This is a genomic window from Anaerophaga thermohalophila DSM 12881 (assembly GCF_000191885.1).
In the GTDB taxonomy this organism is placed as follows: domain Bacteria; phylum Bacteroidota; class Bacteroidia; order Bacteroidales; family Marinilabiliaceae; genus Anaerophaga; species Anaerophaga thermohalophila.
In genome coordinates this window covers 40,013-64,365 of the sequence record NZ_AEWI01000010.1, presented here as the reverse complement: position 1 = coordinate 64,365, position 24,353 = coordinate 40,013, and the positions used below count along the sequence as shown (strand labels likewise).

Here is a 24,353-nt window from a genome sequence, read left to right as displayed (position 1 = left end):
GACTGGAATACAGAATTTTATGATAGCAAGATGACAAGTTGGGTTAAGGTGTGGACTCATAGAAAGCATTTTTATGTCCTCTAATACTCCATCCAGAGATAGTTTTACCAACAAGTTTGGAATTATTGCTGCTGCGGCAGGGTCTGCAATCGGACTGGGAAATATTTGGAGATTCCCTTATGTTTTGGGGGAAAACGGTGGCGGTGCATTTTTACTCGTTTATCTGGCATTTGTGCTCATAATAGGCGTCCCGGTTATGATTTCCGAGTTGCTCATAGGACGAAGGGCTCAGCTTAATGTTTTTGGAGCATTCCGTAAACTGGCTCCCGGGCAGTTCTGGTATCTGATTGGTGTAATGGGGGTTGGTGCAGCTTTTCTGATTCTTGCTTTTTATTCGGTTGTGGCCGGCTGGACTTTACACTATGTATATCTTAGTTTGACAAATTCTTTGGCAGGTAATACACCGGGCGGAATGATCGAAACATTTGAGAATGTTCAGGCCACCAAAGGCCTTTCTGTTTTTTGGACACTTCTTTTTCTCGGGGCAACCGCCTATATTGTCAGATCGGGTATTGAAAAGGGTATTGAGAAATACACTAAAGTATTGATGCCCTTGCTGTTGCTGATAATTTTAATTCTCATTGTCCGTTCTGTTACATTAGAGGGAGCATCCGAAGGACTGGCATTTCTTTTTAATCCCGACTTTTCCAAAATAACTTCCGATGTGGTTTTGGAAGCGCTGGGACAGGCATTTTTCTCGTTAAGTATTGGTATGGGTGTTATTGTTACCTACGGTTCCTATATAAAGAAGAGCGAGAGCCTTGGCGGAACAGCACTCTCTGTTTCCCTGGCCGATACGCTCATTGCCGTTCTTGCCGGGGTGGCCATTTTTCCGGCAGCTTTTGCTTTTGATATGGCACCGAATCAGGGACCCGGGCTGGTTTTTATTACTCTGCCCAATATTTTCAACCAGATGGTTGGAGGCTACTTTTTCGGATTATTGTTTTTTGTTTTGCTCACCATTGCTGCGCTTACTTCCTCCATATCTTTACTCGAAGTGGTGGTGGCTTATTTTACGGAGGAACTGAAACTAAAACGAAAGCGTGCTACATGGATTGCTGCAGGCATTACCGGCATTCTTGGAATTGTTTGTGCATTTAATTCGTCTGTTTTCAATGTTTTTGACAAGTTTTCTTCCAACATCCTTCTTCCGCTTGGCGGACTGCTGATTGTAATCTTTGTCGGCTGGGTGATAGGACCAACTATGCCTCGCGAAGAAATTGAAGCCGACGGACGAAAAGCGCACTACTATAAAGGGTTTTTGTTTATTATTAAGTTTGTTGCGCCGGTAGCTATTGCGCTGGTTTTTCTTAAGGGATTAGGATGGATTTAAAAAATTGTGTTGACTGATTATTTGGTTTTTACTATTTTGGCAATAAAAACCAATGTGGAAAGATTGGCTTGCCTTTACCCGGAAAGAACAATACGGTATCATTCTTTTGGCTGTATTGATGCTCATGCTGGTCAGTTTCAGATTTTTAATGGTGTTGGTATGGGAACCACCTGAGATGAACATTATATCTGATGTTTCTCAATACATTGAGCCGGAAAATGCAGCTGAAGATTTACCCGGCTCTCATGAAAAAAGCCATCGACACAATAATTCATATCACTTCAAACCTTTCGATCCTAATCATGTTACTGTGACAGAGCTCGACCGTATGGGATTGCCTCATTATGTCATCATTAACTGGGTCAAATATCTTGAATCGGGCGGTAGTTTCTCTGAACCCGGTGATATTGGCAGAATTTATGGTCTGGATTCGCTTCTTGCAAAAGAATTAAGTCAGTTTGTCTGTTTTTCCGGTCAGGCAGAACAAATAAGTCTTTATCAGCAGCACGAACAATCAGAAAGCATTTCAACGGTGCCGGAAGTTTCTTACTCTGATTTTGATGATTCGAAAGAAGGTAACAATGCGTCTGATCATCTTTCGGATACCGCTTACGTTATCGAACTCAATAGTGCTACTGCATCCGCTTTAAAACAATTACGCGGAATTGGTGACGTGTTGTCAGAACGGATCATAAATTATCGGGAACTTTTGGGTGGCTTTTATCACAAGGAGCAGGTTTGTGAGGTTTACGGAATATCGAAAGAACTTTATGAAAGCATCCGTCACTATTTGGTCGTCAATAAACAACCTTACCGGAAGATGGATATTAACAAGGCATCGGTTCGTTATTTAAGGAAGCATCCCTATCTCAACTTTTATCAGGCACGCGATATTGTTGAATACCGAAAACGCAATGGTGACATTACTTCTGTCGAAGAACTGAAGCGAATAGAATCGATTGACGGGAAAACTTATGAAAAGATTGTTCCTTATTTCAATTTTTTTGATGAAAATGAGATAATCACGGAACAAAAAATTGAGAATTAACTTGTTTCAATCGGAAAACTTCATTTTCTTTGCACCGGAATTTTCAGGTGCGGATAAAGAAGACCGCAATAAACATCTAAAAGATTGGAGGTTGTTAACTTTTTGATAAAAAAAAGGAATAATTTTTGTTTGCTGTTTTTTGCAGATGAGTTGTTTTTCTTATTTGCTTGAGGATTTTTTTACATTATTGAAATTTTAAAAGTTTAAATTATGATAGTAGTTCCTGTTAAAGAAGGAGAAAACATAGAAAGAGCTCTGAAAAAATTTAAGCGTAAGTTTGAGAAGACTGGTACAATGCGTGAAATTCGTAACCGACAGGCTTTTATAAAGCCATCTGTTCGCAGGCGCGAAAAGATAAAAAAAGCAGCTTATATTCAGAAGCTTCAGGAAGACAATGAATAGAGAATTTCTCATTTAAAACGCCTGACTTTTCAATGGTTTTTTCGTATATTCGTTAACACTATAAGTTGAAATGTCAGGCGTTTTTTTATGCAATATATCGATTCTTTTTTAAGTTATCTTAAATACGAAAAACGAAGTTCCAGGCATACCCTGATTGCTTACGAAGCCGATCTCCGGCAGTTCGGGCAATATATGGAAGATATGGGGATTGATGATGAACGCGGGATAAAAACCCGTTTTATTCGCGATTGGGTGGTTACCCTTCACTACAATAATTTAAAACCGCGATCCATTCATCGAAAAGTTGCTTCGTTGAGGGCTTATTTCAAGTATTTGTTGCGTGAAGAAATAATGTCATCCTCTCCGGTTGAGGGAGTGGTACTGCCAAAAATCCCTAAAAATTTGCCCGACTTTGTCAAGGAAAAAGAAATGGATTTTTTGCTTGATCACGTTTTATTTTCAGATGATTATACTGGCATTCGCGACCGTACCATCATTGACCTTTTTTATGGAACAGGAATGCGACTGTCCGAATTGGTTGCGCTGAGGGACAGTGATTTTGATTTAAAATCCGGTTTGGTAAAGGTTTTGGGAAAAAGAAACAAAGAACGGCTTGTGCCTGTAAACCGAAGTACCATCCATTCTGTTAATGAATATATCAGTGTTAGAAATAAAACGTTTGGCGCTGAAAAATTTCCGGCCTTTTTTCTAACCGATAAAGGAAAGGCAGTATACCATAAATTGGTTTATCGTATTGTTAATAAGCACTTAAAATCTGTGACAACATTAGCCAAAAAAAGTCCGCATATCTTAAGACATACCTATGCCACAATTCTTTTGAACAGAGGGGCTGATATCAATGCCATCAAGGAATTACTGGGACATGCAAATTTAAATGCCACCCAGATTTATACACATAATACTTTTGAACAATTATCATCAATTTATAATCAGGCCCATCCGAGGGCATAAAATAATGGAGGAAAGTCTATGGACATTAGGATTCAATCAGTGCACTTTGATGCATCTTCGAGGCTTGAGGACTTTATCCGGCAAAAGGTCGGGAAGTTAGACCAGTTTTCAGACGATATTATCGGTGCCGAGATTATACTTCGGCTCGATAAGTCGGAAACCAGTGAGAATAAACTGGTTGACATTGAGCTGGATATTCCGGGGAACAATTTGTTCGCTAAAAAACAAAGTAAGACTTTCGAGGAAGCTGTTGACTTGGCTTGTGATGCATTACGTAAACAATTGGATAAGAGGAAAGAAAAATTAAAGGCAAAATAATTTTAGTGCGTGTCTTTGAAGCAGGCTTTGAATCTTTTAATTTGTGTGTCTGTTCAGAAATTGTTATTTACAATGCCTGCCCCGATATCATCGGGGACGTGCGAAGGCCGAAAATCCAGAGTTCCGAAATATCGGGATGAGTAATTTTCGGACAAGCCTGACAAAGTGAATGACACTTTATGTACAGACAGTGATTAATCATCAGGTTAAAAAGAGTGCGTTATTTTTTGGCGCTATTTGAAAAATATTATACATTTGCACACCGTTTTCGGTAGCTCGAATAGCTGTCGGAATTGATTTTAATAGGCTGGTTATGAGTGATAATCAGCCTATTAAAATGAATAGGAAAGGGGTTTATGGCATCTGAAAGTGATTCTTTTTTAATCAAAGATCAGCCTTTAGTTATCTGATTTTTTGGAAAAAAGAGATGTTTTTATGGATTATTGCCTTGAAAATGTTTATCTTTATGCCCCGCAAAATGAGGGTAAAACACTGTTTAAGCAAAAAGAGAATGAGTTTTCTCGCTTGATATTCAGTTTTTTGAAGATTCTATAATAAATAAGTGGTTTCAATTTATATCTAATTGTCTAATAATTTCGAGTTATGGCTAAAGAAACATTTCAAAGGACGAAGCCTCACGTTAATATCGGTACCATTGGTCACGTAGACCATGGTAAAACTACTCTGACTGCTGCTATCACAAAAGTGTTGGCAAAGAAAGGTTGGTCCGAATTCAAAGAATTTGATGCAATTGACAATGCCCCTGAAGAAAAGGAACGGGGTATTACCATTAACACAGCTCACGTAGAATACCAGACTGAGAAGCGTCACTATGCTCACGTTGATTGTCCTGGTCACGCCGACTATGTGAAAAACATGGTTACCGGTGCTGCCCAGATGGACGGCGCTATTCTGGTTGTGGCCGCTACTGACGGTCCTATGCCTCAAACCCGCGAGCACATCCTTCTGGCACGTCAGGTGAACGTACCCAGCATCGTTGTATTCCTTAATAAAGTGGATATGGTCGATGACGAGGAACTGATCGAGTTGGTTGAGATGGAAGTTCGCGATCTGTTGAGCTTCTACGAATTCGATGGTGAAAATGCACCTGTTATTAAGGGATCAGCTCTTGGTGCGCTGGAAGGTGATGAGAAGTGGGAAGAAAAAATCATGGAACTCATGGATGCCGTTGATAATTGGATCCCCACTCCCGAGCGTGACAACGAGAAACCTTTCCTGATGCCAATCGAAGATATCTTTTCAATTACCGGACGGGGTACTGTTGCTACCGGTCGTATTGAGACCGGAATTATTCATACCGGTGATGAAATGGAAATCATTGGACTCGGAGCCGAAGGAAAGAAAACCGTTTGTACAGGAGTTGAAATGTTCCGTAAAATTCTGGACGAAGGTCAGGCTGGTGATAACGTAGGTCTGTTGCTCCGCGGTATTGACAAAAAAGAAGTTAAGCGTGGAATGGTATTGGCCAAGCCTGGTTCAATCACACCTCACACCAAGTTTAAGGCTGAGGTTTATGTCTTGAAGAAAGAAGAAGGTGGACGTCACACTCCGTTCCATAACAAATACCGTCCGCAGTTCTACCTGCGTACTCTGGATATTACCGGTGAAATTACATTGCCGGAAGGCACTGAGATGGTTATGCCCGGTGATAACGTGACCATTACCGTTGATCTTATCTATCCCGTTGCATTGAATGTAGGTCTGCGTTTCGCTATCCGCGAAGGCGGTCGTACAGTAGGCGCCGGACAGGTAACCGAAATTTTGGAATAATAAAATATTCTGAATAAAGCAGGGTGGAGCAGCTTTTTCTGCTCCCTCCTTTGAACACGGGTGTAGCTCAGTTGGTAGAGCACTGGTCTCCAAAACCAGGTGTCGGGAGTTCGAGTCTCTCCTCCCGTGCATTAATGTGTTTGCAGGTAAAGAGCAGACAAAAGCACAAGAAGAAGTATGGAAAAGATAAAGGCCTATTTTAAGGATGTTTATCAGGAATTGGTTAATAAAACTTCCTGGCCAACCTGGCCCGAATTACAAAACAGTGCTATTGTTGTGATGATTGCCTCCGTAATCATTGCCGCAGTAGTTTACGTGATGGATTTTTCTTTTGACCACCTGTTACAGTGGGTTTATCAGCAATTTTATTAAAATAACAAGGAAGAAGGAATTGTTCCTATGAGTGAAGATATTCAGAAGAAGTGGTATGTAGTCCGGGCTGTTACGGGAAAGGAAAAAAAGGCCAAAGAATTTATAGAAAGTGAAATTGCCAGCCGGAACCTTCAGGACTATGTCAGCCAGGTTTTAATACCCACCGAGAAAGTTTTTCAAATACGTAACGGTAAAAAGATCAGCAAAGAAAGAACTTTTTATCCAGGGTATGTATTTATTGAAGCTGCACTTGTGGGAGAAATTCCTCATATTCTTAAGAATATTACACATGTTATTGGTTTCTTGGGCGATGATCACCCTGTTCCAATGCGGGAATCTGAAGTGAACCGTATGTTAGGGAAAGTGGATGAGCTTACTGAAACCGAAGAAGAAATCAATGTGCCGTTTTATGTCGGCGAGACTGTAAAAGTTATAGACGGTCCATTCAACGGCTTTAACGGAGTTATTGAAGAAGTGAACGAAGAGAAGCGCAAACTGAAAGTCATGGTAAAGATTTTCGGTAGAAAAACGCCGCTTGAATTAAGCTTTTTACAGGTAGAAAAAGAATAAGCACGTCTCATCCGGCAGCGGAGCTTCCAGGGCAATTTAAAGTAATTGCCTCTGCAGGTGAAAAAGTTCTTGTTCTTGTAATCCTGATTATTAATAACCAACATGAATTGCTACAATGGCTAAAGAAGTAGAGACTTTAATCAAACTTCAGATCAGAGGTGGCGCAGCAAATCCTTCACCCCCCGTAGGACCCGCATTAGGAGCCAAAGGGGTGAACATTATGGAATTCTGTAAGCAATTCAACGCTCGAACGCAGGAAAAAGCCGGCAAGGTTTTGCCTGTTGTTATTACTGTCTATAAAGACAAATCATTCGATTTTGTTGTAAAAACTCCACCTGCTGCTGTTCAGCTTCTGGAGTCGGCAAAAATTAAATCAGGCTCCCCCGAGCCCAACCGTAAAAAAGTGGCCTCGGTTACCTGGGAACAGGTAAAGGCCATTGCCGAAGACAAAATGAGCGACTTGAATTGTTTTACTGTCGATTCTGCAATGAGGATGATTGCTGGTACCGCCAGAAGTATGGGAATCACTGTTGAGGGTGATTTTCCGGTTAACAATTAAAATCCGTTTGCAACAATGACAAAACTAACAAAAAATAGAAAGTTAGCGTTAGAAAAGATCGAAGCCGGAAAGCAATATCCTATTGAAGATGCTGCCAAATTGGTGAAGGAGATTACCAAAAGCAAGTTTGATGCCTCTGTTGATATTGACATCCGACTTGGCGTGGATCCCCGAAAAGCCAATCAAATGGTACGCGGTGTTGTGACGCTTCCTAATGGTACCGGAAAAGAAACACGCGTTCTGGTGTTGTGTACTCCGGATAAGGAAGAAGAAGCTAAAGCTGCAGGTGCCGATTATGTTGGGCTCGACGAGTATATTGATAAAATCAAAGAAGGTTGGCTCGATTTTGATGTTATCATTACCATGCCCAGTGTAATGGCCAAAATTGGTGCTCTGGGACGGATACTCGGACCACGCGGTCTGATGCCCAACCCCAAAAGTGGTACCGTTACCATGGATATTGCCAAAGCTGTTAGTGAAGTAAAGGCCGGTAAAATTGACTTTAAAGTAGATAAGTACGGTATTGTACATTCTACTGTAGGAAAAGTTTCTTTTTCGCCCGATAAACTCGCTGAAAATGTGCGTGAATTTGTAGGTGTTATCCAAAAGCTGAAGCCTTCAGCCGCTAAGGGAACCTACATTAAGAGCATTACGCTCTCAAGTACCATGAGTCCCGGTATTCCTGTCGAAGCAAAATCGGTGGAGGTTTAAAGTTTAATGTTAACTGAAGAGTATTAGGAATCATGAAAAAGACAGATAAAAGCGCACTTATTAAAGAGCTGTCGGACAAAATCAATGAGTATAGTCACTTCTACGTCACGGATACACTTGGTTTAAATGCCGGCCAGACCAGCAATCTTCGTCGCGAATGCTTCAAGAAGGATATTAAGATGATGATGGTGAAAAACACCCTCTTTAAACTGGCTCTTGAGCAAAGCGACAAGAAGGTGGAAGGCTTAGACGATGCCTTTAAAGGCACTTCGGCTGTTCTTTTCTGTAATACAGGAAATGTTCCTGCCAAATTAATCAAAGAATTCCAGAAAAAAACCGAACTCCCTGTTTTTAAGGGAGCTTTCGTTGAGGAATCTGTGTATTTGGGCAGTGATCAACTGGAAGTGCTTACTAAAATTAAGTCTAAAGAAGAATTACTGGGCGAGGTTATCGGTCTTCTGCAGTCGCCTGCGAAGAACGTTATCTCTGCCTTGCAATCCGGTGGAACTAAAATTCACGGAATTCTTCAAACCCTTAGTGAAAAGGAATAATTTTTTACAAACTGAAATTGAAATTTTTTAATACCTAAGACAATGGCAGATATTAAGAAACTTGCAGAAGAATTGGTAAATTTGACTGTTAAAGAAGTGAATGAACTTGCTGATACTTTAAAAGAAGAATATGGAATTGAACCTGCTGCTGCAGCCGTAGCAGTAGCCGGTGGTGCTGCTGCCGGTGGCGAAGAAAGCGCCACTGCCGAGCAAACTGAATTCGATGTGATCCTGAAGTCGCCCGGTGGATCTAAACTGGCTATCGTTAAACTTGTTAAAGAAGTTACCGGTGTTGGTCTGAAGGAAGCTAAAGAGCTCGTGGATAAAGCACCTGCTCCCATCAAAGAAAAGGTCTCTAAAGAAGAAGCTGAAAGTCTTAAATCTCAATTAGAAGAAGCTGGAGCGGAAGTTGAACTTAAGTAGACAGGAAAAATATACCTGAATACGTTTACGGTTTAGGAACCCGTTTTTACGGGATCCTAAACCTTTTTATGCTTATATGTTTAAGTTCAAATAATTTGTTGATAGATGACTCCAATTACTACCGAAAGGATTAGCTTTGCTACCATCAAAAACCAACTGGACTATCCCGATTTTCTGGAAATTCAGTTAAAATCTTTCCGTGAATTTTTTCAGATGGGTACAACCCCCGAGGAAAGGAAAAATGAGGGGTTATGGCAGGTTTTCATGGAGAATTTTCCAATTACCGATACCCGGAACAATTTTGTTCTGGAATTTCTGGATTATGGTGTTGACCCGCCTCGATATACCATTGAAGAATGTGTTGAAAGAGGATTGACTTATTGTGTGCCCCTGAAAGCCAAACTGAAATTATATTGTACCGATCCGGAACACGAAGACTTTGATACTGTTGTACAGGATGTCTATTTGGGCACTGTACCATACATGACTGATAAAGGTAGCTTTATTATTAATGGGGCCGAGCGGGTCATCGTTTCTCAGTTGCATAGATCACCCGGAGTTTTCTTCGGACAAAGTGTCCATGCAAACGGCACAAAACTTTATTCAGCCCGCATCATTCCTTTTAAAGGATCATGGATTGAATTTGCAACCGACATTAATAATGTGATGTATGCTTACATCGATCGTAAGAAAAAACTGCCGGTTACCACATTATTGCGGGCTATTGGTTACGAAAGCGATAAGGATGTTCTTGAAATTTTTGACCTCGCTGATGAGGTTAAGGTTTCTAAAACTGCTCTTAAAAAAGTCGTCGGTCGAAAACTTGCTGCCCGGGTTCTGAAAACCTGGATAGAGGATTTTGTAGATGAAGATACCGGCGAGGTCGTTTCTATTGAACGGAATGAGGTGATTATTGACCGCGAAACCGTTCTTGAGGATGAGCATATTGATGAAATTATAGACGCGGGAGCCAAAACAATCCTCCTTCATAAGGAGGATCAAAATCTGTCCGATTACGCTATTATATATAATACGCTGCAAAAAGACCCGTGTAACTCTGAGAAAGAGGCTGTTGTTCACATCTACAGGCAATTAAGAAATGCGGAACCGCCTGATGAGGCTACGGCACGCGATGTGATTGACAAATTGTTTTTCTCCGACAAGCGTTACGATTTGGGTGATGTCGGACGTTACCGCCTGAATAAAAAACTGAATCTGAATATTGATCTTGAAACCAAGGTACTTACACGCGACGATATGATCGCTATTATTAAGTACCTGATTGAGTTGATTAATTCAAAAACTGAAGTTGACGATATTGACCATCTGAGCAATCGTCGTGTACGTACGGTGGGCGAACAAATGGCAAATCAGTTCGGTGTCGGACTTGCCCGTATGGCCCGTACCATTCGCGAGCGCATGAATGTGCGTGACAATGAGGTATTTACGCCTATCGATCTTATCAATAGTAAAACATTGTCTTCTGTTATTAACAGTTTCTTTGGAACCAACGCTTTGTCTCAGTTCATGGATCAGACCAATCCGTTGGCTGAGATTACGCATAAGCGACGGATGTCTGCGCTCGGTCCGGGTGGTTTGTCTCGCGAAAGAGCCGGTTTCGAGGTGAGGGACGTTCATTATACCCATTATGGACGACTCTGTCCCATCGAAACCCCTGAAGGCCCCAATATTGGTCTGATATCTTCACTTTGTGTGTTTGCAAAGGTCAATAATCTTGGGTTTATAGAAACACCCTACCGTAAAGTTGAAACCAGTAAGGTCAATCTATCCAATGAGGGTGTTTTTTATTTGACCGCTGAGGAAGAAGAGGCGAAGATTATTGCCCAGGCCAATGCTCCGCTTGATGATGACGGGCGTTTTGTGAATAGTAAAGTTAAGGCCCGTCATGATGGGGATTTCCCACTTATCGACCGCGAAGAAATTGCCCTGATGGACGTGGCGCCCAACCAGATTGCATCGGTAGCGGCATCTCTGATTCCTTTCCTTGAACATGATGATGCCAACCGCGCTTTGATGGGATCAAACATGATGCGTCAGGCTGTTCCTTTGCTTCGTCCCGAGTCGCCTATCGTGGGAACCGGGCTGGAAGGAATCCTGATCCGCGATTCAAGAACTCAGATTGTTTCTGAAGGTTATGGTGTTGTGGAATATGTTGATGCCCAGGAAATTGTTGTTCGCTACGATCTTACTGAGGAAGAACGTTTTGTTAGCTTTGAGCCCGAAACAAAACGATATGCACTGACAAAATATAAAAAGACCAACCAGAGTACCTGTGTTGATATGAAACCGCTCGTGAAAAAGGGCGACCGGATAGAACCCGGACAAATCCTTACCGAGGGGTATTCAACACAAAACGGAGAGCTGGCGTTGGGACGTAACCTGAAAGTGGCCTTCATGCCATGGAAGGGGTACAACTTTGAAGATGCCATCGTTATCTCCGAACGTTTAGTCAGGGAGGATGTGTTCACTTCTGTTCATATTGATGAATATTCACTTGAGGTGCGTGATACCAAACGTGGTTTGGAAGAGTTAACCGCGGATATTCCCAATGTGAGCGAAGATGCAACGAAAGAACTCGACGAAAATGGGTTGATCCGGATTGGTGCTCACGTTAAGCCAGGCGATATTCTGATCGGTAAAATTACCCCCAAAGGAGAGAGCGATCCTACACCGGAAGAAAAACTTCTGAGAGCAATCTTTGGAGAAAAAGCCGGGGATGTTAAGGATGCTTCTCTTAAAGCGTCGCCCTCATTGTCGGGTGTAGTTATCGATAAAAAACTTTTTTCAAGGGTTCTTAAAGATCGGAAGAATCGTACCAGCGATAAACCGGCTCTGGCTAAAATTGAGCAGGAATTTCATCGTGCTGCTGAAGAATTGAAGGGCCGGCTCGTCGATAAACTATTCTCTTTGATTAATGGTAAGACCAGCCAGGGAGTTAAAGATTATCTGGGAGTAGACCTGATTTCCAAAGGGACCAAGTTTACCCAGAAAATACTTCAGGAGTTGGATTATAATACGGTTAATCCAAATAAATGGACTACCGATAAGGAAAAGAATGAGCTCATACAGAGGGTCATCCACAATTACAGGATGAAATATAAAGAGCTTGATGCTAAAGAGAAAAGACAGAAATATAATCTTACAATAGGAGATGAACTGCCTGCCGGAATTGTCCAGCTGGCCAAAGTTTATATTGCCAAGAAGAGAAAAATAACGGTTGGTGATAAAATGGCCGGTCGGCATGGTAACAAAGGTATCATCTCCAGAATTGTTCGTCAGGAAGATATGCCATACCTTGAGGACGGAACACCTGTCGATATTGTGTTGAATCCACTGGGAGTGCCTTCGCGGATGAACCTTGGTCAGATTTACGAGACCGTACTTGGTTGGGCCGGAGAAGTTCTTGGTGTGAAATTTGCGACCCCTATTTTCGACGGTGCTTCAAATGAGGACCTCATTGAATGGACAAGAAAAGCTAAATTGCCGGATTTCGGCAAAACATATCTTTATGACGGAGGTACCGGTGAAAGATTTCACCAGCCCGCAACGGTGGGCGTTATCTATATGCTGAAACTTGGCCACATGGTCGAGGATAAAATGCATGCCCGTTCTATCGGACCTTACTCATTGATTACACAGCAGCCTTTGGGTGGTAAAGCTCAGTTTGGCGGACAGCGTTTTGGTGAGATGGAGGTATGGGCTCTTGAGGCTTTCGGAGCCTCCCATATTCTTCAGGAAATACTTACCGTTAAGTCCGATGATGTCGTCGGTCGCGCTAAAGCTTACGAAACCATCGTGAAGGGAGACCCGCTTCCCATGCCGGGAATTCCCGAATCACTCAATGTGTTGCTGCATGAAATGCGTGGTCTTGGATTGAGTGTGAATCTTGAATAGTACTCAGGCTGTGTGTTGCTACAGGCAGCACACTATGCTTTTTTAATTTTAAATTTCTAATACTCGGCTATATATGGCATTCAGAAGAGATCAGAAAGTCAAGAGTAATTTTTCCCGTATTACAATAGGTTTGGCTTCTCCCGAGGAAATTCTCGAAAGATCCAGCGGTGAAGTACTTAAACCTGAAACAATTAACTATCGTACATATAAACCCGAACGGGACGGGTTGTTCTGCGAACGCATTTTTGGGCCTGTTAAGGACTATGAATGTCATTGCGGAAAATATAAACGTATCCGTTACCGGGGCATTGTATGCGACCGTTGTGGTGTTGAAGTGACCGAAAAGAAAGTGCGACGCGAACGTATGGGACACATCTCCCTTGTTGTTCCTGTGGCACATATCTGGTATTTCCGGTCGCTTCCCAACAAAATTGGCTATTTGTTGGGTTTGCCTACAAAAAAACTCGACTCCATTATTTATTATGAGCGGTATGTGGTGGTTCAACCAGGGGTGACTGCTGCCGATGGTGTTAAATATATGGATTTCCTGACGGAGGAGGAATATCTCGATATCCTCGACAGTTTACCAAAAGACAATCAGCATCTGGATGATGAAGACCCCAATAAATTTATTGCCAAAATGGGTGCCGAGGCGTTGCATATGATCTTGTCGCGTCTCGATTTGGACGAATTGTCTTATGAGTTACGTCACAAAGCCAGCAACGAAACTTCACAGCAGCGCAAAAATGAAGCGCTTAAGCGATTGCAGGTGGTTGAATCTTTCCGTGAATCTAAAGGGGTGAATCGTCCCGAATGGATGATTGTGAAAGTCGTGCCCGTAATCCCACCGGAGTTGAGACCGCTTGTACCTTTGGACGGTGGACGTTTTGCTACCTCCGATCTTAATGACCTTTATCGCAGAGTAATTATCCGGAACAACAGGTTAAAGCGGCTGATCGAAATCAAAGCACCTGAGGTCATTTTACGCAACGAAAAACGTATGCTTCAGGAAGCTGTGGATTCGCTTTTTGATAACTCGCGCAAATCAAATGCAGTTAAGACAGATGCTAACCGTCCGCTGAAATCTCTTAGCGACAGCCTTAAAGGAAAACAGGGGCGTTTTCGTCAAAACCTTTTGGGTAAACGTGTTGATTATTCAGCCCGTTCTGTTATTGTGGTTGGTCCCGAGTTGAAAATGCATGAATGCGGTCTGCCGAAAGATATGGCTGCCGAACTCTATAAACCTTTCATCATTCGTAAATTAATTGAAAGGGGAATTGTTAAGACTGTTAAATCTGCCAAGAAAATTGTTGACAGAAAAGACCCTGTTGTCTGGGACATTCTGGAAAATGTGCTGAAAGGACACCCGGTATTGTTGAACCGTGCTCCAACATTGCACAGGTTAGGTATTCAGGCATTCCAACCCAAGCTGATTGAGGGTAAAGCCATTCAGTTACATCCGCTTGCCTGCTCGGCTTTTAACGCCGACTTCGACGGTGACCAGATGGCAGTGCACCTTCCTTTGGGAAATGCTGCCATTCTTGAAGCGCAAATGTTGATGCTGGCCAGTCAGAATATTCTGAACCCGGCCAATGGTGCTCCTATTACTGTGCCGTCTCAGGACATGGTGCTTGGGTTGTATTACATGACCAAGGCCAGACCGGGAGCACTCAACGAGGGTTTGGTTTTCTATTCGCCCGAGGAAGCAAAGATTGCCTATAATGAGGGTAAAGTAGAATTGCATACCAGGGTGAAGGTGAAAACCCGCGACCTTAATGAAGAAGGTGAGCTTGTTGAGGTAATGCTCGATACCACGGTTGGCCGCATATTGTTCAATGAATATGTTCCCGAAGAGGTCGGATATATCAATACCCTGCTGACAAAGAAAGCTTTGCGTGATATTATCGGACGTGTTCATAAAGTTTGTGGCACCCCGAGAACAGCCGCTTTCCTCGATGATATTAAATCTCTTGGTTACCGGTTGGCTTTTGAAGGCGGACTGTCATTTAATCTTCAGGATGTGATTATTCCTGCCGAGAAAACCACTCTTGTTGATGATGGATACAAGGAAGTGGAAGAAGTGATGAACAACTATAACATGGGATTCATCACGAACAATGAGCGCTATAACCAGATTATTGATATCTGGACACACGTCAATGCCCGTCTGACACAAACACTCATGAATCAGTTGAGTTCCGACAAGGATGGGTTCAACTCTGTTTTCATGATGCTCGACTCCGGGGCCCGTGGATCAAAAGAACAGATACGACAGCTTTCCGGCATGCGTGGTCTGATGGCAAAACCCCAGAAATCAGGTGCCGACGGTGGGCAGATTATTGAAAACCCGATTTTGTCAAACTTCAAAGAGGGACTTTCCGTTCTTGAGTACTTTATTTCTACTCACGGTGCCCGGAAAGGTTTGGCTGATACCGCTCTGAAAACAGCAGATGCCGGTTATCTGACCCGTCGATTGGTTGATGTTTCGCAGGATGTTATCATTAATGAAGAGGATTGCGGAACATTGCGCGGACTTACTGCCATCGCTATTAAGAGCAATGAAGAGGTTGTTGCTTCTCTTTATGAGCGTATTCTCGGAAGAGTTTCGGTACATGATGTTTATCATCCCCATACCGGCGACATTATTGTGAAAAGCGGAGATGAGATTGACGAGGAAGCTGCACGGATTATTGAAGAATCTCCAATTGAAAGAGTAGAAATACGTTCGGTACTTACATGTGAGTCCAAGAAAGGCGTGTGCGCCAAGTGCTACGGCCGTAACTTAGCCACTGGTAAGATGGTGCACAAAGGGGAGTCTGTTGGTGTCATTGCAGCCCAGTCAATTGGTGAACCTGGAACTCAGTTGACCCTGCGTACATTCCACGTTGGTGGTACGGCTTCAAACGTAACTTCCGAGAACAGCATGCTTGCCAGGTATGAGGGAATTGCTGAGTTTGACGAATTAAGAACCGTACCTTATACGACAGAAGAAGGACTTGATGTCGATGTGGTGATCGGACGTTTGGCAGAGTTACGAATTGTAGATAAAAACACTAATATTTCGCTCACAACCCAGCCTATCCCTTATGGGGCCAAGCTTTTTATTAAGAATGGTGCTGAATTGAAAAAGGGAGATTTGATTTGTGAGTGGGATCCTTTTAATGCCCTCATTATTACAGAAAAATCGGGTACCGTTTCATTTGAAAATATGATTGACGGGATTACCTTCAAAGAGGAGTCGGATGAACAGACCGGTTACAGAGAGAAGGTGATCATTGAAACACGTGACAAAACGAAAAACCCTGCCGTTCATATTAAAGATTCCAAAGGTGAAACCCTGAAAGTTTATAACCTCCCTGTGGGTGCTCACATTGCTGTTGATGAAGGGGATCAGGTTAAACAGGGTGAAACAATCGCCAAGATACCTCGTGCTGTGGGACGTTCAGGTGATATTACAGGTGGTTTGCCCAGAGTTACGGAGCTGTTCGAGGCCAGAAATCCTTCCAATCCGGCAGTTGTTTCCGAGATTGACGGCGAAGTGGTGTTTGGAAAGATTAAGCGTGGTAATCGTGAAATCATTGTGACATCCAAGAATGGCGAGGTGAAAAAGTACCTGGTTCCATTATCAAAACAGATTCTTGTTCAGGAAAACGACTATGTTCGTGCAGGTACACCACTTTCAGATGGTGCTATTACACCCGCTGATATTCTTGCCATTAAAGGACCTACTGCCGTGCAGGAATATATTGTTAACGAAGTTCAGGATGTATATCGTCTGCAGGGTGTAAAAATCAACGATAAACATTTCGAGATCATTGTCCGTCAGATGATGCGTAAAGTTGAAATTGATGATCCGGGCGATACCAAATTCCTCGAAAAGCAGCTCGTTGATAAGATTGAGTTTATGGAGGAAAACGATGAAATCTGGGGTAAAAAGGTAGTTATTGATTCAGGAGATTCAACAACACTGCGTCCCGGACAGATTGTTACAGCCCGCCGTTTGAGAGATGAAAATTCTCAGTTGAAGCGTAAGGACCTGAAGCTTGTTCAGACTCGCGATGCCGTACCTGCAACGTCCAGTCAGGTACTACAGGGAATTACCCGGGCTGCATTGCAGACGAAGAGCTTTATGTCGGCTGCTTCCTTCCAGGAAACAACCAAGGTTCTTAACGAAGCTGCCATCCAGGGTAAGGTGGACAACCTCGACGGTTTGAAGGAAAATGTGATCTGTGGCCATCTGATTCCTGCCGGTACCGGTTTGCGGGAGTACGATAAAATTATCGTAGGTTCCCAGGAAGAATACGATAAACTGGTTAATAAGCGCGAATCGGAACAGATTACGGATGAATAAAAAGGGACGTAATTGTTTAATTACGAACCATTGATATAAAAAGCGCGATTTTCTTTTCTGGAAATCGCGCTTTTGTCATTTTAAGGGACATCGAATTCGTCTAAATTCAATATCTTTAACCTGATTTAATGGTCAAAACTTTAAAAAGTCAAAATATGGAAGACCAAAACAACAACAAAAAGGGACAAATGAAGATTGAGCTTAATCCCGAAGTAGCTCAGGGCATCTATTCTAATCTGGCTATCATAAGTCATTCTCCATCGGAATTTGTGATCGATTTTGCCCGTATTATGCCGGGAGTTCCAAAGGCTTCCGTGAAATCAAGAATTGTGCTTACCCCGGAACATGCCAAGCGTTTGTTGCAGGCCTTGAAAGATAATGTGGCAAGATTCGAAGAAAACTACGGACCCATAAAGAGTATTGGCGGCCATGGGGATCAGGGGGACTTCCCGCCTATGAATTTCGGCCCCGCCGGTCAAGCGTGAACTTTACCGGAGTTGCTTAAAGCTAAGGAGATAAAAGTAACCGGCAGGCAGAGGTTAGTCATTAGTTTTTAGTCATTAGTTTTTAGTCATTAGTCATTAGTCATTAGTCAGTAGTGGGGTTTGATGGTAGTGACATGCTCAAAAAAACAACGGGAGTATGTCAATTTCATGTTTTGATCAGTTTATGATTTTAGTTAGATGAAACGAGTATGACAAGGTTTGCCTTAATAGATTATCAGATTTTTAGATATAAGATTTAAGATGAAATGAGCATAGATAGGTTTCCCACAATAAGAATATGTAAAAATCTTGCATGCGAGTTGCATCCGCCCTTAATAAATAAATTTTATACGGATGAATTAAAGAATTTTTTAGTGTCTGTTTATATAAGTTTTTGAACATCCTTTATTTCTGTTTTATCGGGACTTTTTTTAAATTGTTCTTTCAGGGCATAGAATGCTCCGTTTTCGGTTAGCTTTATATCAATTATGCCAAGAACGATGAGATTGACCAGTATTTTTTCGGCTTTTTTGCGCGAAATTTTTGCGATGCGTGTGAATTTAGAAAGCGTGATGTATTTGTCTTCATTGTTGAGCCATGTGAGTAATATTTGTTCAGGCTCCTGCAATTGGAAAAAAGTGCCCCGGTTTCTTTTTTGACGCATCCAAACCTTAAGCAATATACGGTTGGCCAGAAGATTTTTATCGTTGACCCTTACATATACCTTATACTTTCCCTCTTTTGTGGGGGCTTTATGTGGCTTTTTATCGCTTTTGGGAATGACAATTTCAACAACTGTTTTTCCTTCAATATGCCATTCGTGTAATTCAAAGTCAACGGCAGGCCGGCAATAGCGTTTGGCAGCTGCTTCAATCATGTAGTATTCTTCGTCGGATGATACCCCGACAATACGTCCGTTGTCTTTTACTCCGACTAACAACCGCCCTCCTTCAGTGTTGGCAAAAGCAGCCAAAGAACGTGCAATTTTTTTGCTGTCGTTAATGGCGTACTTAAAATCCTGCTGAAGATGCTCACCTTCTGCAATCCTGCTTTTCAAATACCTGTTCACTTCTTTTTTCCTTTTGGTTACAAATTTCGGGAAAATTAAGGGGAAAATGAAACGAGCATGGCAACGTTTTCCACAACAGAATATGTATAAGTTCTTGCATGTGAGTTCCTTCAGACCAATAACTTAGACTAATTTTATACGAATGAGATTTTAATTTCTGCACAAATTACTTGTGTTTAGAATAAATTAAAATTGACTTTGTTATGGGTTATGTGTTAAAAACATGATATAAGTCATAGCAAAACTCCATCAATTAATTCAACTTTAATAAAGAAAAAAATCTTCAATTTGTTTATTGTATTAAAATCAGTGTTATGCTTCCATCAAAAGATTACGTGAAAAAGCTTGCTGATCGCTACGGCCGGAAGGAGGAAAATCTGTTACCCATACTCGAAAATGTTTATGAGGATCAGCATTTGATTGCGGATGATGTGATGATTGAAATAGCCCGTGAGTTAGACATATCGGCAGCCCGGGTATATGGAACCGCCACCTTCTATTCTTTTCTCGAAACAAAGCAGTGTGGCAAATATGTGATTCGGGTATGTAAAACAATCACTTGCATGATGCATGGGAAAAATCTGGTTATTGAAGCGCTTCAGGATCTTTTGAAGATAAAAGTAGGAGAAACAACTGCTGACGGGCTATTTACACTGAAAGAGACCAATTGTCTGGGCCAATGTCATAAAGGCCCGGCCATGCTTATTAATAATGTGGTTTATACCGAGCTTACTCCCGGGAAAGTTAAAGATATTATCAACGAATACCGCCTTCAGGAGCAGGCCTCTGCATGAGCAGGTATTTTATATACGAATGAAACGAGCATGACAAGGTTTGTCTCAAAAGGACATGTATAAATCTCAATCATGCGAGTTCCATCAGACCAATAACTTAGACTAATTTTATACTGATGAAACGAGCATGACAAGGTTTGTCACAAAAGTTTATGTATAGAATCAATCATGCGAGTTCCATCAGGCCAATGACTTAGACTTATTTTATACTGATGAAACGAGCATGGCAAAGATTGCCACAATAAGAATATGTATAAATTCTTGCATGCGAGTTACATCCGACCTTAATAAATAAATTATATACGGATGAAAACATTCTGGTTATGAATAAAAGTCTGAAACGTCTCGATCTGATCTTTAAGAATGAGCATGATGCCGAAGCCATTCTTTCCAAATCGTTGTCACGAACCAACGAAGAATTGATTGAAGATTTAATTAGTTCCGGCTTGAAAGGTCGCGGAGGTGCCGGTTTTCCAACAGGGTTGAAATGGAAGCTTACGGCGGAAGCTAAAGGAGAGAACAAATATGTGATTTGCAACGCCGACGAGGGTGAACCGGGTACATTTAAGGATCGTGAAATACTTTCAAGCGTTCCCCATAAGGTGATGACCGGTATGGCTATATGTGCAAGGATTATCGGTTCACAAAAGGGATATATCTATCTTCGCGGAGAATATAAATTTCTGGTTCCGGAACTGAACAAAGCCATCGATGAATTTCATGCTTTGCTTGATAAGTTGAAGCTGCCATTTCGTATTGAAATATTCCTGGGTTGTGGTGCATACATCTGTGGTGAAGAAACGGCACTTTTCGAAAGTATGGAAGGACACCGTGGAGAACCGCGCAATAAACCACCATATCCGACAGATGCCGGTTACCTGGGTGGTCCAACTGTGATTAATAATGTGGAAACATTGGCTCATACCTATTCAATTTTTAAATACGGGCCGGAAAAATTCCGTGATCTTGGGGTGAAGGACAGCCGTGGAAGCAAAGTATTCTCAGTGAGTGGTGATACTCCCATCCCTGGTATCTATGAACTTGAATTTGGGATGACTCTCCAGAAATTCGTGGATGATTTTGGAGACGGAGATGCCAAAGCTGTTCAAGTGGGAGGAGCTGCCGGATTTTGCGTGCCCCGAAAGCGCTTTGAAAATACCAAGATTGGTTACAGGGGGAAATTAACCGGTATTTCACTCCCCACTGGTGGTTCCATGATGATATTTAATTCATCACGTTCGATGTATAATGTTCTTCACAATTATCTCGACTTTTTTGTAGAAGAGAGTTGTGGCCAATGCACGCCTTGCCGTGTCGGGACTCAGCAATTGTTGCTGGGTATTGAAGCTGTGAAACGGGGCGATAAGCCTTCAGGTTATCTGGATGAGCTTCTTTCGCTGGCTGAGACCATGCGTATTACGGCAAAATGTGGTTTAGGTCAGTCGGTGGCCAATTCGTTCAGTTCTATTGTTGAAAACTTCCGTGAAGAAATGATTTATTAATGCCAAATCCGGGTTTATTATGAAGGAAAAAGTTAATTTAAAAATAGATAATCTCAGCGTTTCGGTGGATGCCGGAACCACTATTCTTGAAGCAGCAAAGATGATCAATGTGCGCATTCCCACGCTCTGTCATCATGAAGATTTGTGTGTGGCCGGAAACTGCAGGGTTTGCGTTGTAGAGCAAAGTGGTGCCGACCGCCTGCTTCCGGCCTGTGCCTCACCAGTTAGTGAGGGTATGGAAATTCATACCAACAGCCTCAAAGTGCGTACTGCCAGGAAACAAATTATTGAACTGCTGATTTCGGAGCACAGGGCAGAATGTACCACCTGTTACAAAAATGGAAATTGCGAATTGCAGGCCCTGACTAATGAATATATTGTAGGTGAAAGCGGGTATATCCCGCTTGTTCCGCTAAAAGGTTACACCGTTGATGAGTTTTCTCCTTCTATAATAAAGGATGACTCAAAATGTATCCGCTGTCAGCGCTGTGTGCGTACCTGCGATCAGATTCAAAGTGTAGGGGCGTTGACCGTTGCTCACAAGGGGGGAAAAATGAAAATCTCAACTTTTTTTGACAGACCCATTTATGAAGTGGTCTGCACCAATTGCGGTCAGTGTGTTAACCGATGTCCCACCGGAGCTCTTACTGAGAAGACCTATATCAATGAAGTCTGGGATGCTATATATGATCCGGACAAATTTGTTGTTGTACAAACAGCTCCGGCTGTCAGAATAGCGCTTGGTGAAGCATTGGATATGGAACCCGGGGAAATTGTAACCGGCAAAATGGTTGCAGCGCTGCGGCGAATTGGATTTAATTCTGTGCTGGATACAGATTTTTCGGCCGACCTGACAATTATTGAAGAAGGGAACGAGTTGCTTCAACGCCTGAAAATGGCATTGAAAGACAAAGACCCGAATGTGAAATTGCCAATGACAACTTCCTGCTCTCCGGGCTGGATCAAATTTATCGAGCATACATTCCCCGATTTCCTGGAACATGTGTCAACAGCCAAATCACCGCAACAGATGTTTGGCGCTTTGGCCAAAACCTTTTATGCCAAGAAGATTGGTGTCGATCCGGCAAAAATGGTAAGTGTTTCGGTGATGCCATGCACAGCCAAGAAATTTGAAGCCAACCGGCCGGAGATGAGAGCATCGGGATATCAGGATGTTGATTATGTAGTAACAACCCGTGAATTGGCCCTGATGGTTAAACAGGCAGGGATTGACTTCAGTTCGCTTCCTGACGATGACTACGACAGTATTATGGGTGAAAGTTCCGGTGCAGGTGTTATTTTTGGTGCTACCGGTGGTGTTATGGAAGCGGCACTGCGGACTGTTTATGAAGTTGTGACAGGACGGGAAGTCCCTTTTGAAGGACTTAATATTATGCCTGTCAGAGGTATGGAGAATGTAAGAGAAGCGTCCGTCAAAATTGAAAACCCATTACCCGAATGGGACTTTCTCGACGGGGTGGAAGTGAAAACCTGTGTTGCCCACGGGCTTTCCAATGCAAAAAAAGTGATGGAATCGGTTAGAGACGGGAAGGCCGATTACCATTTTATCGAGATCATGGCTTGTCCCGGAGGATGCCTGGGAGGTGGCGGCCAGCCCTTACCCACTTCTCCCGAAATAAGGCAAAAACGTGCCGAGGCTATCTACAGAGAAGATGCAGGAAAGAAAATTCGGAAATCACATGAAAACCCCGAAATCATTCAATTGTATGACGAATTTCTTATAGAACCCCTTGGACACAAATCGCACGAATTGTTGCACACGACTTATACAACGCGTGAAAGATACTGAATGCTACATGGAGAGTTCATTAGTAGTGAACTCATTAATATTGGCTTCAGGGAGCATTAACTGCATGGTACGTACATATCATGACGCGGATTAACAAAAAGGACCGGGGTATTTCCCCGGTTTTTTAATAATCTGATTTCGGGGGGCCCGGTAAAAATATATTCGGGAGAATTCAGCCGGGTGGCAGGAACAATTAATAAACTGTCGGGCGTTTTTTTTGCTTCTTCAAGGGCTTTGTTGTTGGTTTCTTTTTTCCGGGTTCCGGCTATTATGGTCTGATACGGAACATTTGAATTGTCGAACAGCCGTTGAATGAAGACGAGCAGCCGCCATAAACTGCGTTGGTTTTCCTTACATCTGAATTCAGGATGCAGGATGGTAATTTCACTGTTGTTTGCCTTTGTCCATGAACCGGCCCATGTCGAAGCTTCCTTTTCACCATCCCGGGTGCAAACCGGGAAAAAAATGTGTCTTGGGTGCCATGACACATTAACTTTTTCAGGAAGTATAAGATAGGGGACTTTTAACATCCTGCAACCGGAAAAAAAGCGGGTAGCTTTGTATGTTTTATTGATGTTGACAACTGTTTGCGGAACTATGATCAACGAAATATCAGGCAAAGGATTTTCAAGCCATGCAGATATCACCTGAAAAAAATCTTTTTCGGACCCCGACACTTCATAATTCTCACTTTCGAGCTGTTTTTTCAGGCACAGTTCGCGATCATTGCAGGTGGTGATTAGTGGTTCGTAGTTCAATAGCCGTCCCAGTTTGTAACTTAGTTCAATGATTTGTTTTGACTGGTCGTCTGCTGAGATAACGGTTAGTAGAGCTGGCATTGTTTTGAATGTTTAAAAATTACTGGTCGGACATACTGCCTTGGTCAAAAATATGTAAATTTATTGAGTATCCTGACAATTTCAAACTTTAAGAAAGCCTTCATGAGTAACGAAACAAATATTACAATATGTCTCGGTAGCTCTTGTTTTTCAAGGGGCAACCGTCATACGCTCGAATTAATAAAAGGGTATCTTAAGGAACATGGGTTGGAGAATAAGGTGTTTTTTCATGGTGATCTGTGTGGCGGCCTTTGTGAATATGGGCCGATTTTGAAAATCAATGATAAGATATATAAGCATGTAAACTCGGAAAATATTTATGAAATACTTAACGAATTCTTTTTAGAGAAAGACGATGAGTATTAGTTTTTTGTCTTGGGTGTCTTACCCCTGATTTTCGCGTAAATTCGTGGACAACCAAAAATAATTGCGTAGCGTTAGCTTATCAGGCTAATTCGGATTTGATTTTTTATAACTT

General features: G+C 42.3%; 21 protein-coding genes and 1 tRNA gene. 20 read left to right on the top strand and 2 right to left on the bottom strand.

Annotated elements, in window-relative coordinates; genetic code table 11:
• Window positions 1–73 precede the first annotated feature (73 nt).
• The 16 genes from ATH1_RS0103835 (at window position 74) to ATH1_RS0103755 (ending at window position 17,861) form a co-directional block, all read left to right on the top strand.
• Window positions 74–1,393, top strand: coding sequence for a sodium-dependent transporter (locus ATH1_RS0103835; protein WP_010417780.1), 1,320 nt, complete (start codon window positions 74–76; stop codon window positions 1,391–1,393).
• Window positions 1,394–1,445: 52 nt separating this feature from the next.
• Window positions 1,446–2,441, top strand: a complete 996-nt coding sequence (locus ATH1_RS0103830; protein WP_010417779.1) for a helix-hairpin-helix domain-containing protein — start codon at window positions 1,446–1,448, stop codon at window positions 2,439–2,441.
• A gap of 210 nt (window positions 2,442–2,651) precedes the next feature.
• Entirely contained in the window at window positions 2,652–2,843 is a 192-nt protein-coding gene (gene rpsU, locus ATH1_RS0103825; protein WP_010417777.1) for a 30S ribosomal protein S21, read from the top strand.
• An 87-nt stretch (window positions 2,844–2,930) separates the two neighbouring features.
• A complete protein-coding gene (locus ATH1_RS0103820) occupies window positions 2,931–3,815 on the top strand; it encodes a tyrosine-type recombinase/integrase (RefSeq protein WP_010417775.1) in 885 nt (294 codons plus the stop codon).
• A gap of 18 nt (window positions 3,816–3,833) precedes the next feature.
• Window positions 3,834–4,133, top strand: coding sequence for a ribosome hibernation-promoting factor, HPF/YfiA family (gene hpf, locus ATH1_RS0103815; RefSeq protein ID WP_010417773.1), 300 nt, complete (start codon window positions 3,834–3,836; stop codon window positions 4,131–4,133).
• 603 nt (window positions 4,134–4,736) lie between these two features.
• On the top strand, window positions 4,737–5,924 hold the full coding sequence (gene tuf, locus ATH1_RS0103805; protein ID WP_010417770.1) for an elongation factor Tu: 1,188 nt from the start codon (window positions 4,737–4,739) through the stop codon (window positions 5,922–5,924).
• 56 nt (window positions 5,925–5,980) lie between these two features.
• A tRNA-Trp gene (locus ATH1_RS0103800) sits at window positions 5,981–6,053 on the top strand.
• A gap of 48 nt (window positions 6,054–6,101) precedes the next feature.
• Window positions 6,102–6,296, top strand: a complete 195-nt coding sequence (secE, locus tag ATH1_RS0103795) for a preprotein translocase subunit SecE (protein WP_010417768.1) — start codon at window positions 6,102–6,104, stop codon at window positions 6,294–6,296.
• Between the two features lie 27 nt (window positions 6,297–6,323).
• Entirely contained in the window at window positions 6,324–6,866 is a 543-nt protein-coding gene (gene nusG, locus ATH1_RS0103790; protein WP_010417766.1) for a transcription termination/antitermination protein NusG, read from the top strand.
• Between the two features lie 115 nt (window positions 6,867–6,981).
• Complete coding sequence (rplK, locus tag ATH1_RS0103785) at window positions 6,982–7,425, top strand: 50S ribosomal protein L11 (RefSeq protein WP_010417764.1); 444 nt, start codon at window positions 6,982–6,984, stop codon at window positions 7,423–7,425.
• Between the two features lie 15 nt (window positions 7,426–7,440).
• Window positions 7,441–8,136, top strand: a complete 696-nt coding sequence (rplA, locus tag ATH1_RS0103780; RefSeq protein ID WP_010417763.1) for a 50S ribosomal protein L1 — start codon at window positions 7,441–7,443, stop codon at window positions 8,134–8,136.
• Window positions 8,137–8,168: 32 nt separating this feature from the next.
• Complete coding sequence (rplJ, locus tag ATH1_RS0103775) at window positions 8,169–8,687, top strand: 50S ribosomal protein L10 (RefSeq protein WP_010417761.1); 519 nt, start codon at window positions 8,169–8,171, stop codon at window positions 8,685–8,687.
• 42 nt (window positions 8,688–8,729) lie between these two features.
• Entirely contained in the window at window positions 8,730–9,110 is a 381-nt protein-coding gene (rplL, locus tag ATH1_RS0103770) for a 50S ribosomal protein L7/L12 (protein ID WP_010417759.1), read from the top strand.
• A gap of 105 nt (window positions 9,111–9,215) precedes the next feature.
• Window positions 9,216–13,025, top strand: a complete 3,810-nt coding sequence (gene rpoB, locus ATH1_RS0103765) for a DNA-directed RNA polymerase subunit beta (protein ID WP_010417757.1) — start codon at window positions 9,216–9,218, stop codon at window positions 13,023–13,025.
• Window positions 13,026–13,098: 73 nt separating this feature from the next.
• The gene (rpoC, locus tag ATH1_RS0103760) at window positions 13,099–17,376 is read left to right on the top strand and encodes a DNA-directed RNA polymerase subunit beta' (RefSeq protein WP_010417754.1); all 4,278 of its coding nucleotides are present in this window, start codon (window positions 13,099–13,101) and stop codon (window positions 17,374–17,376) included.
• Between the two features lie 155 nt (window positions 17,377–17,531).
• On the top strand, window positions 17,532–17,861 hold the full coding sequence (locus ATH1_RS0103755; RefSeq protein WP_010417751.1) for a DUF3467 domain-containing protein: 330 nt from the start codon (window positions 17,532–17,534) through the stop codon (window positions 17,859–17,861).
• 382 nt (window positions 17,862–18,243) lie between these two features.
• Here ATH1_RS0103755 and ATH1_RS18885 read toward each other — a convergent pair whose 3' ends face one another.
• Window positions 18,244–18,930: an AlbA family DNA-binding domain-containing protein gene (locus tag ATH1_RS18885; RefSeq protein WP_010417748.1), complete on the bottom strand. Its 687-nt coding sequence runs from the start codon at window positions 18,928–18,930 to the stop codon at window positions 18,244–18,246.
• A 314-nt stretch (window positions 18,931–19,244) separates the two neighbouring features.
• On the opposite strand from ATH1_RS18885, the gene ATH1_RS0103745 reads away from it, so the two are divergent.
• The 3 genes from ATH1_RS0103745 (at window position 19,245) to ATH1_RS0103735 (ending at window position 23,036) form a co-directional block, all read left to right on the top strand.
• Window positions 19,245–19,724 (top strand): NADH-quinone oxidoreductase subunit NuoE family protein, encoded by a 480-nt coding sequence (locus tag ATH1_RS0103745; protein WP_010417746.1) that lies wholly within the window; start codon window positions 19,245–19,247, stop codon window positions 19,722–19,724.
• A gap of 323 nt (window positions 19,725–20,047) precedes the next feature.
• Window positions 20,048–21,226, top strand: coding sequence for an NADH-ubiquinone oxidoreductase-F iron-sulfur binding region domain-containing protein (locus tag ATH1_RS0103740; RefSeq protein ID WP_010417742.1), 1,179 nt, complete (start codon window positions 20,048–20,050; stop codon window positions 21,224–21,226).
• A gap of 19 nt (window positions 21,227–21,245) precedes the next feature.
• Window positions 21,246–23,036 carry an NADH-dependent [FeFe] hydrogenase, group A6 gene (locus ATH1_RS0103735; RefSeq protein ID WP_010417740.1) on the top strand — a complete coding sequence of 597 codons (1,791 nt, stop codon included), beginning with the start codon at window positions 21,246–21,248 and terminating at the stop codon, window positions 23,034–23,036.
• A 56-nt stretch (window positions 23,037–23,092) separates the two neighbouring features.
• Here ATH1_RS0103735 and ATH1_RS0103730 read toward each other — a convergent pair whose 3' ends face one another.
• Entirely contained in the window at window positions 23,093–23,875 is a 783-nt protein-coding gene (locus ATH1_RS0103730; RefSeq protein ID WP_010417738.1) for a hypothetical protein, read from the bottom strand.
• Window positions 23,876–23,977: 102 nt separating this feature from the next.
• Between ATH1_RS0103730 and ATH1_RS0103725 the strand changes: the two genes are divergently transcribed.
• On the top strand, window positions 23,978–24,241 hold the full coding sequence (locus ATH1_RS0103725; RefSeq protein WP_044114856.1) for a (2Fe-2S) ferredoxin domain-containing protein: 264 nt from the start codon (window positions 23,978–23,980) through the stop codon (window positions 24,239–24,241).
• The last annotated feature ends 112 nt before the right edge of the window (window positions 24,242–24,353 follow it).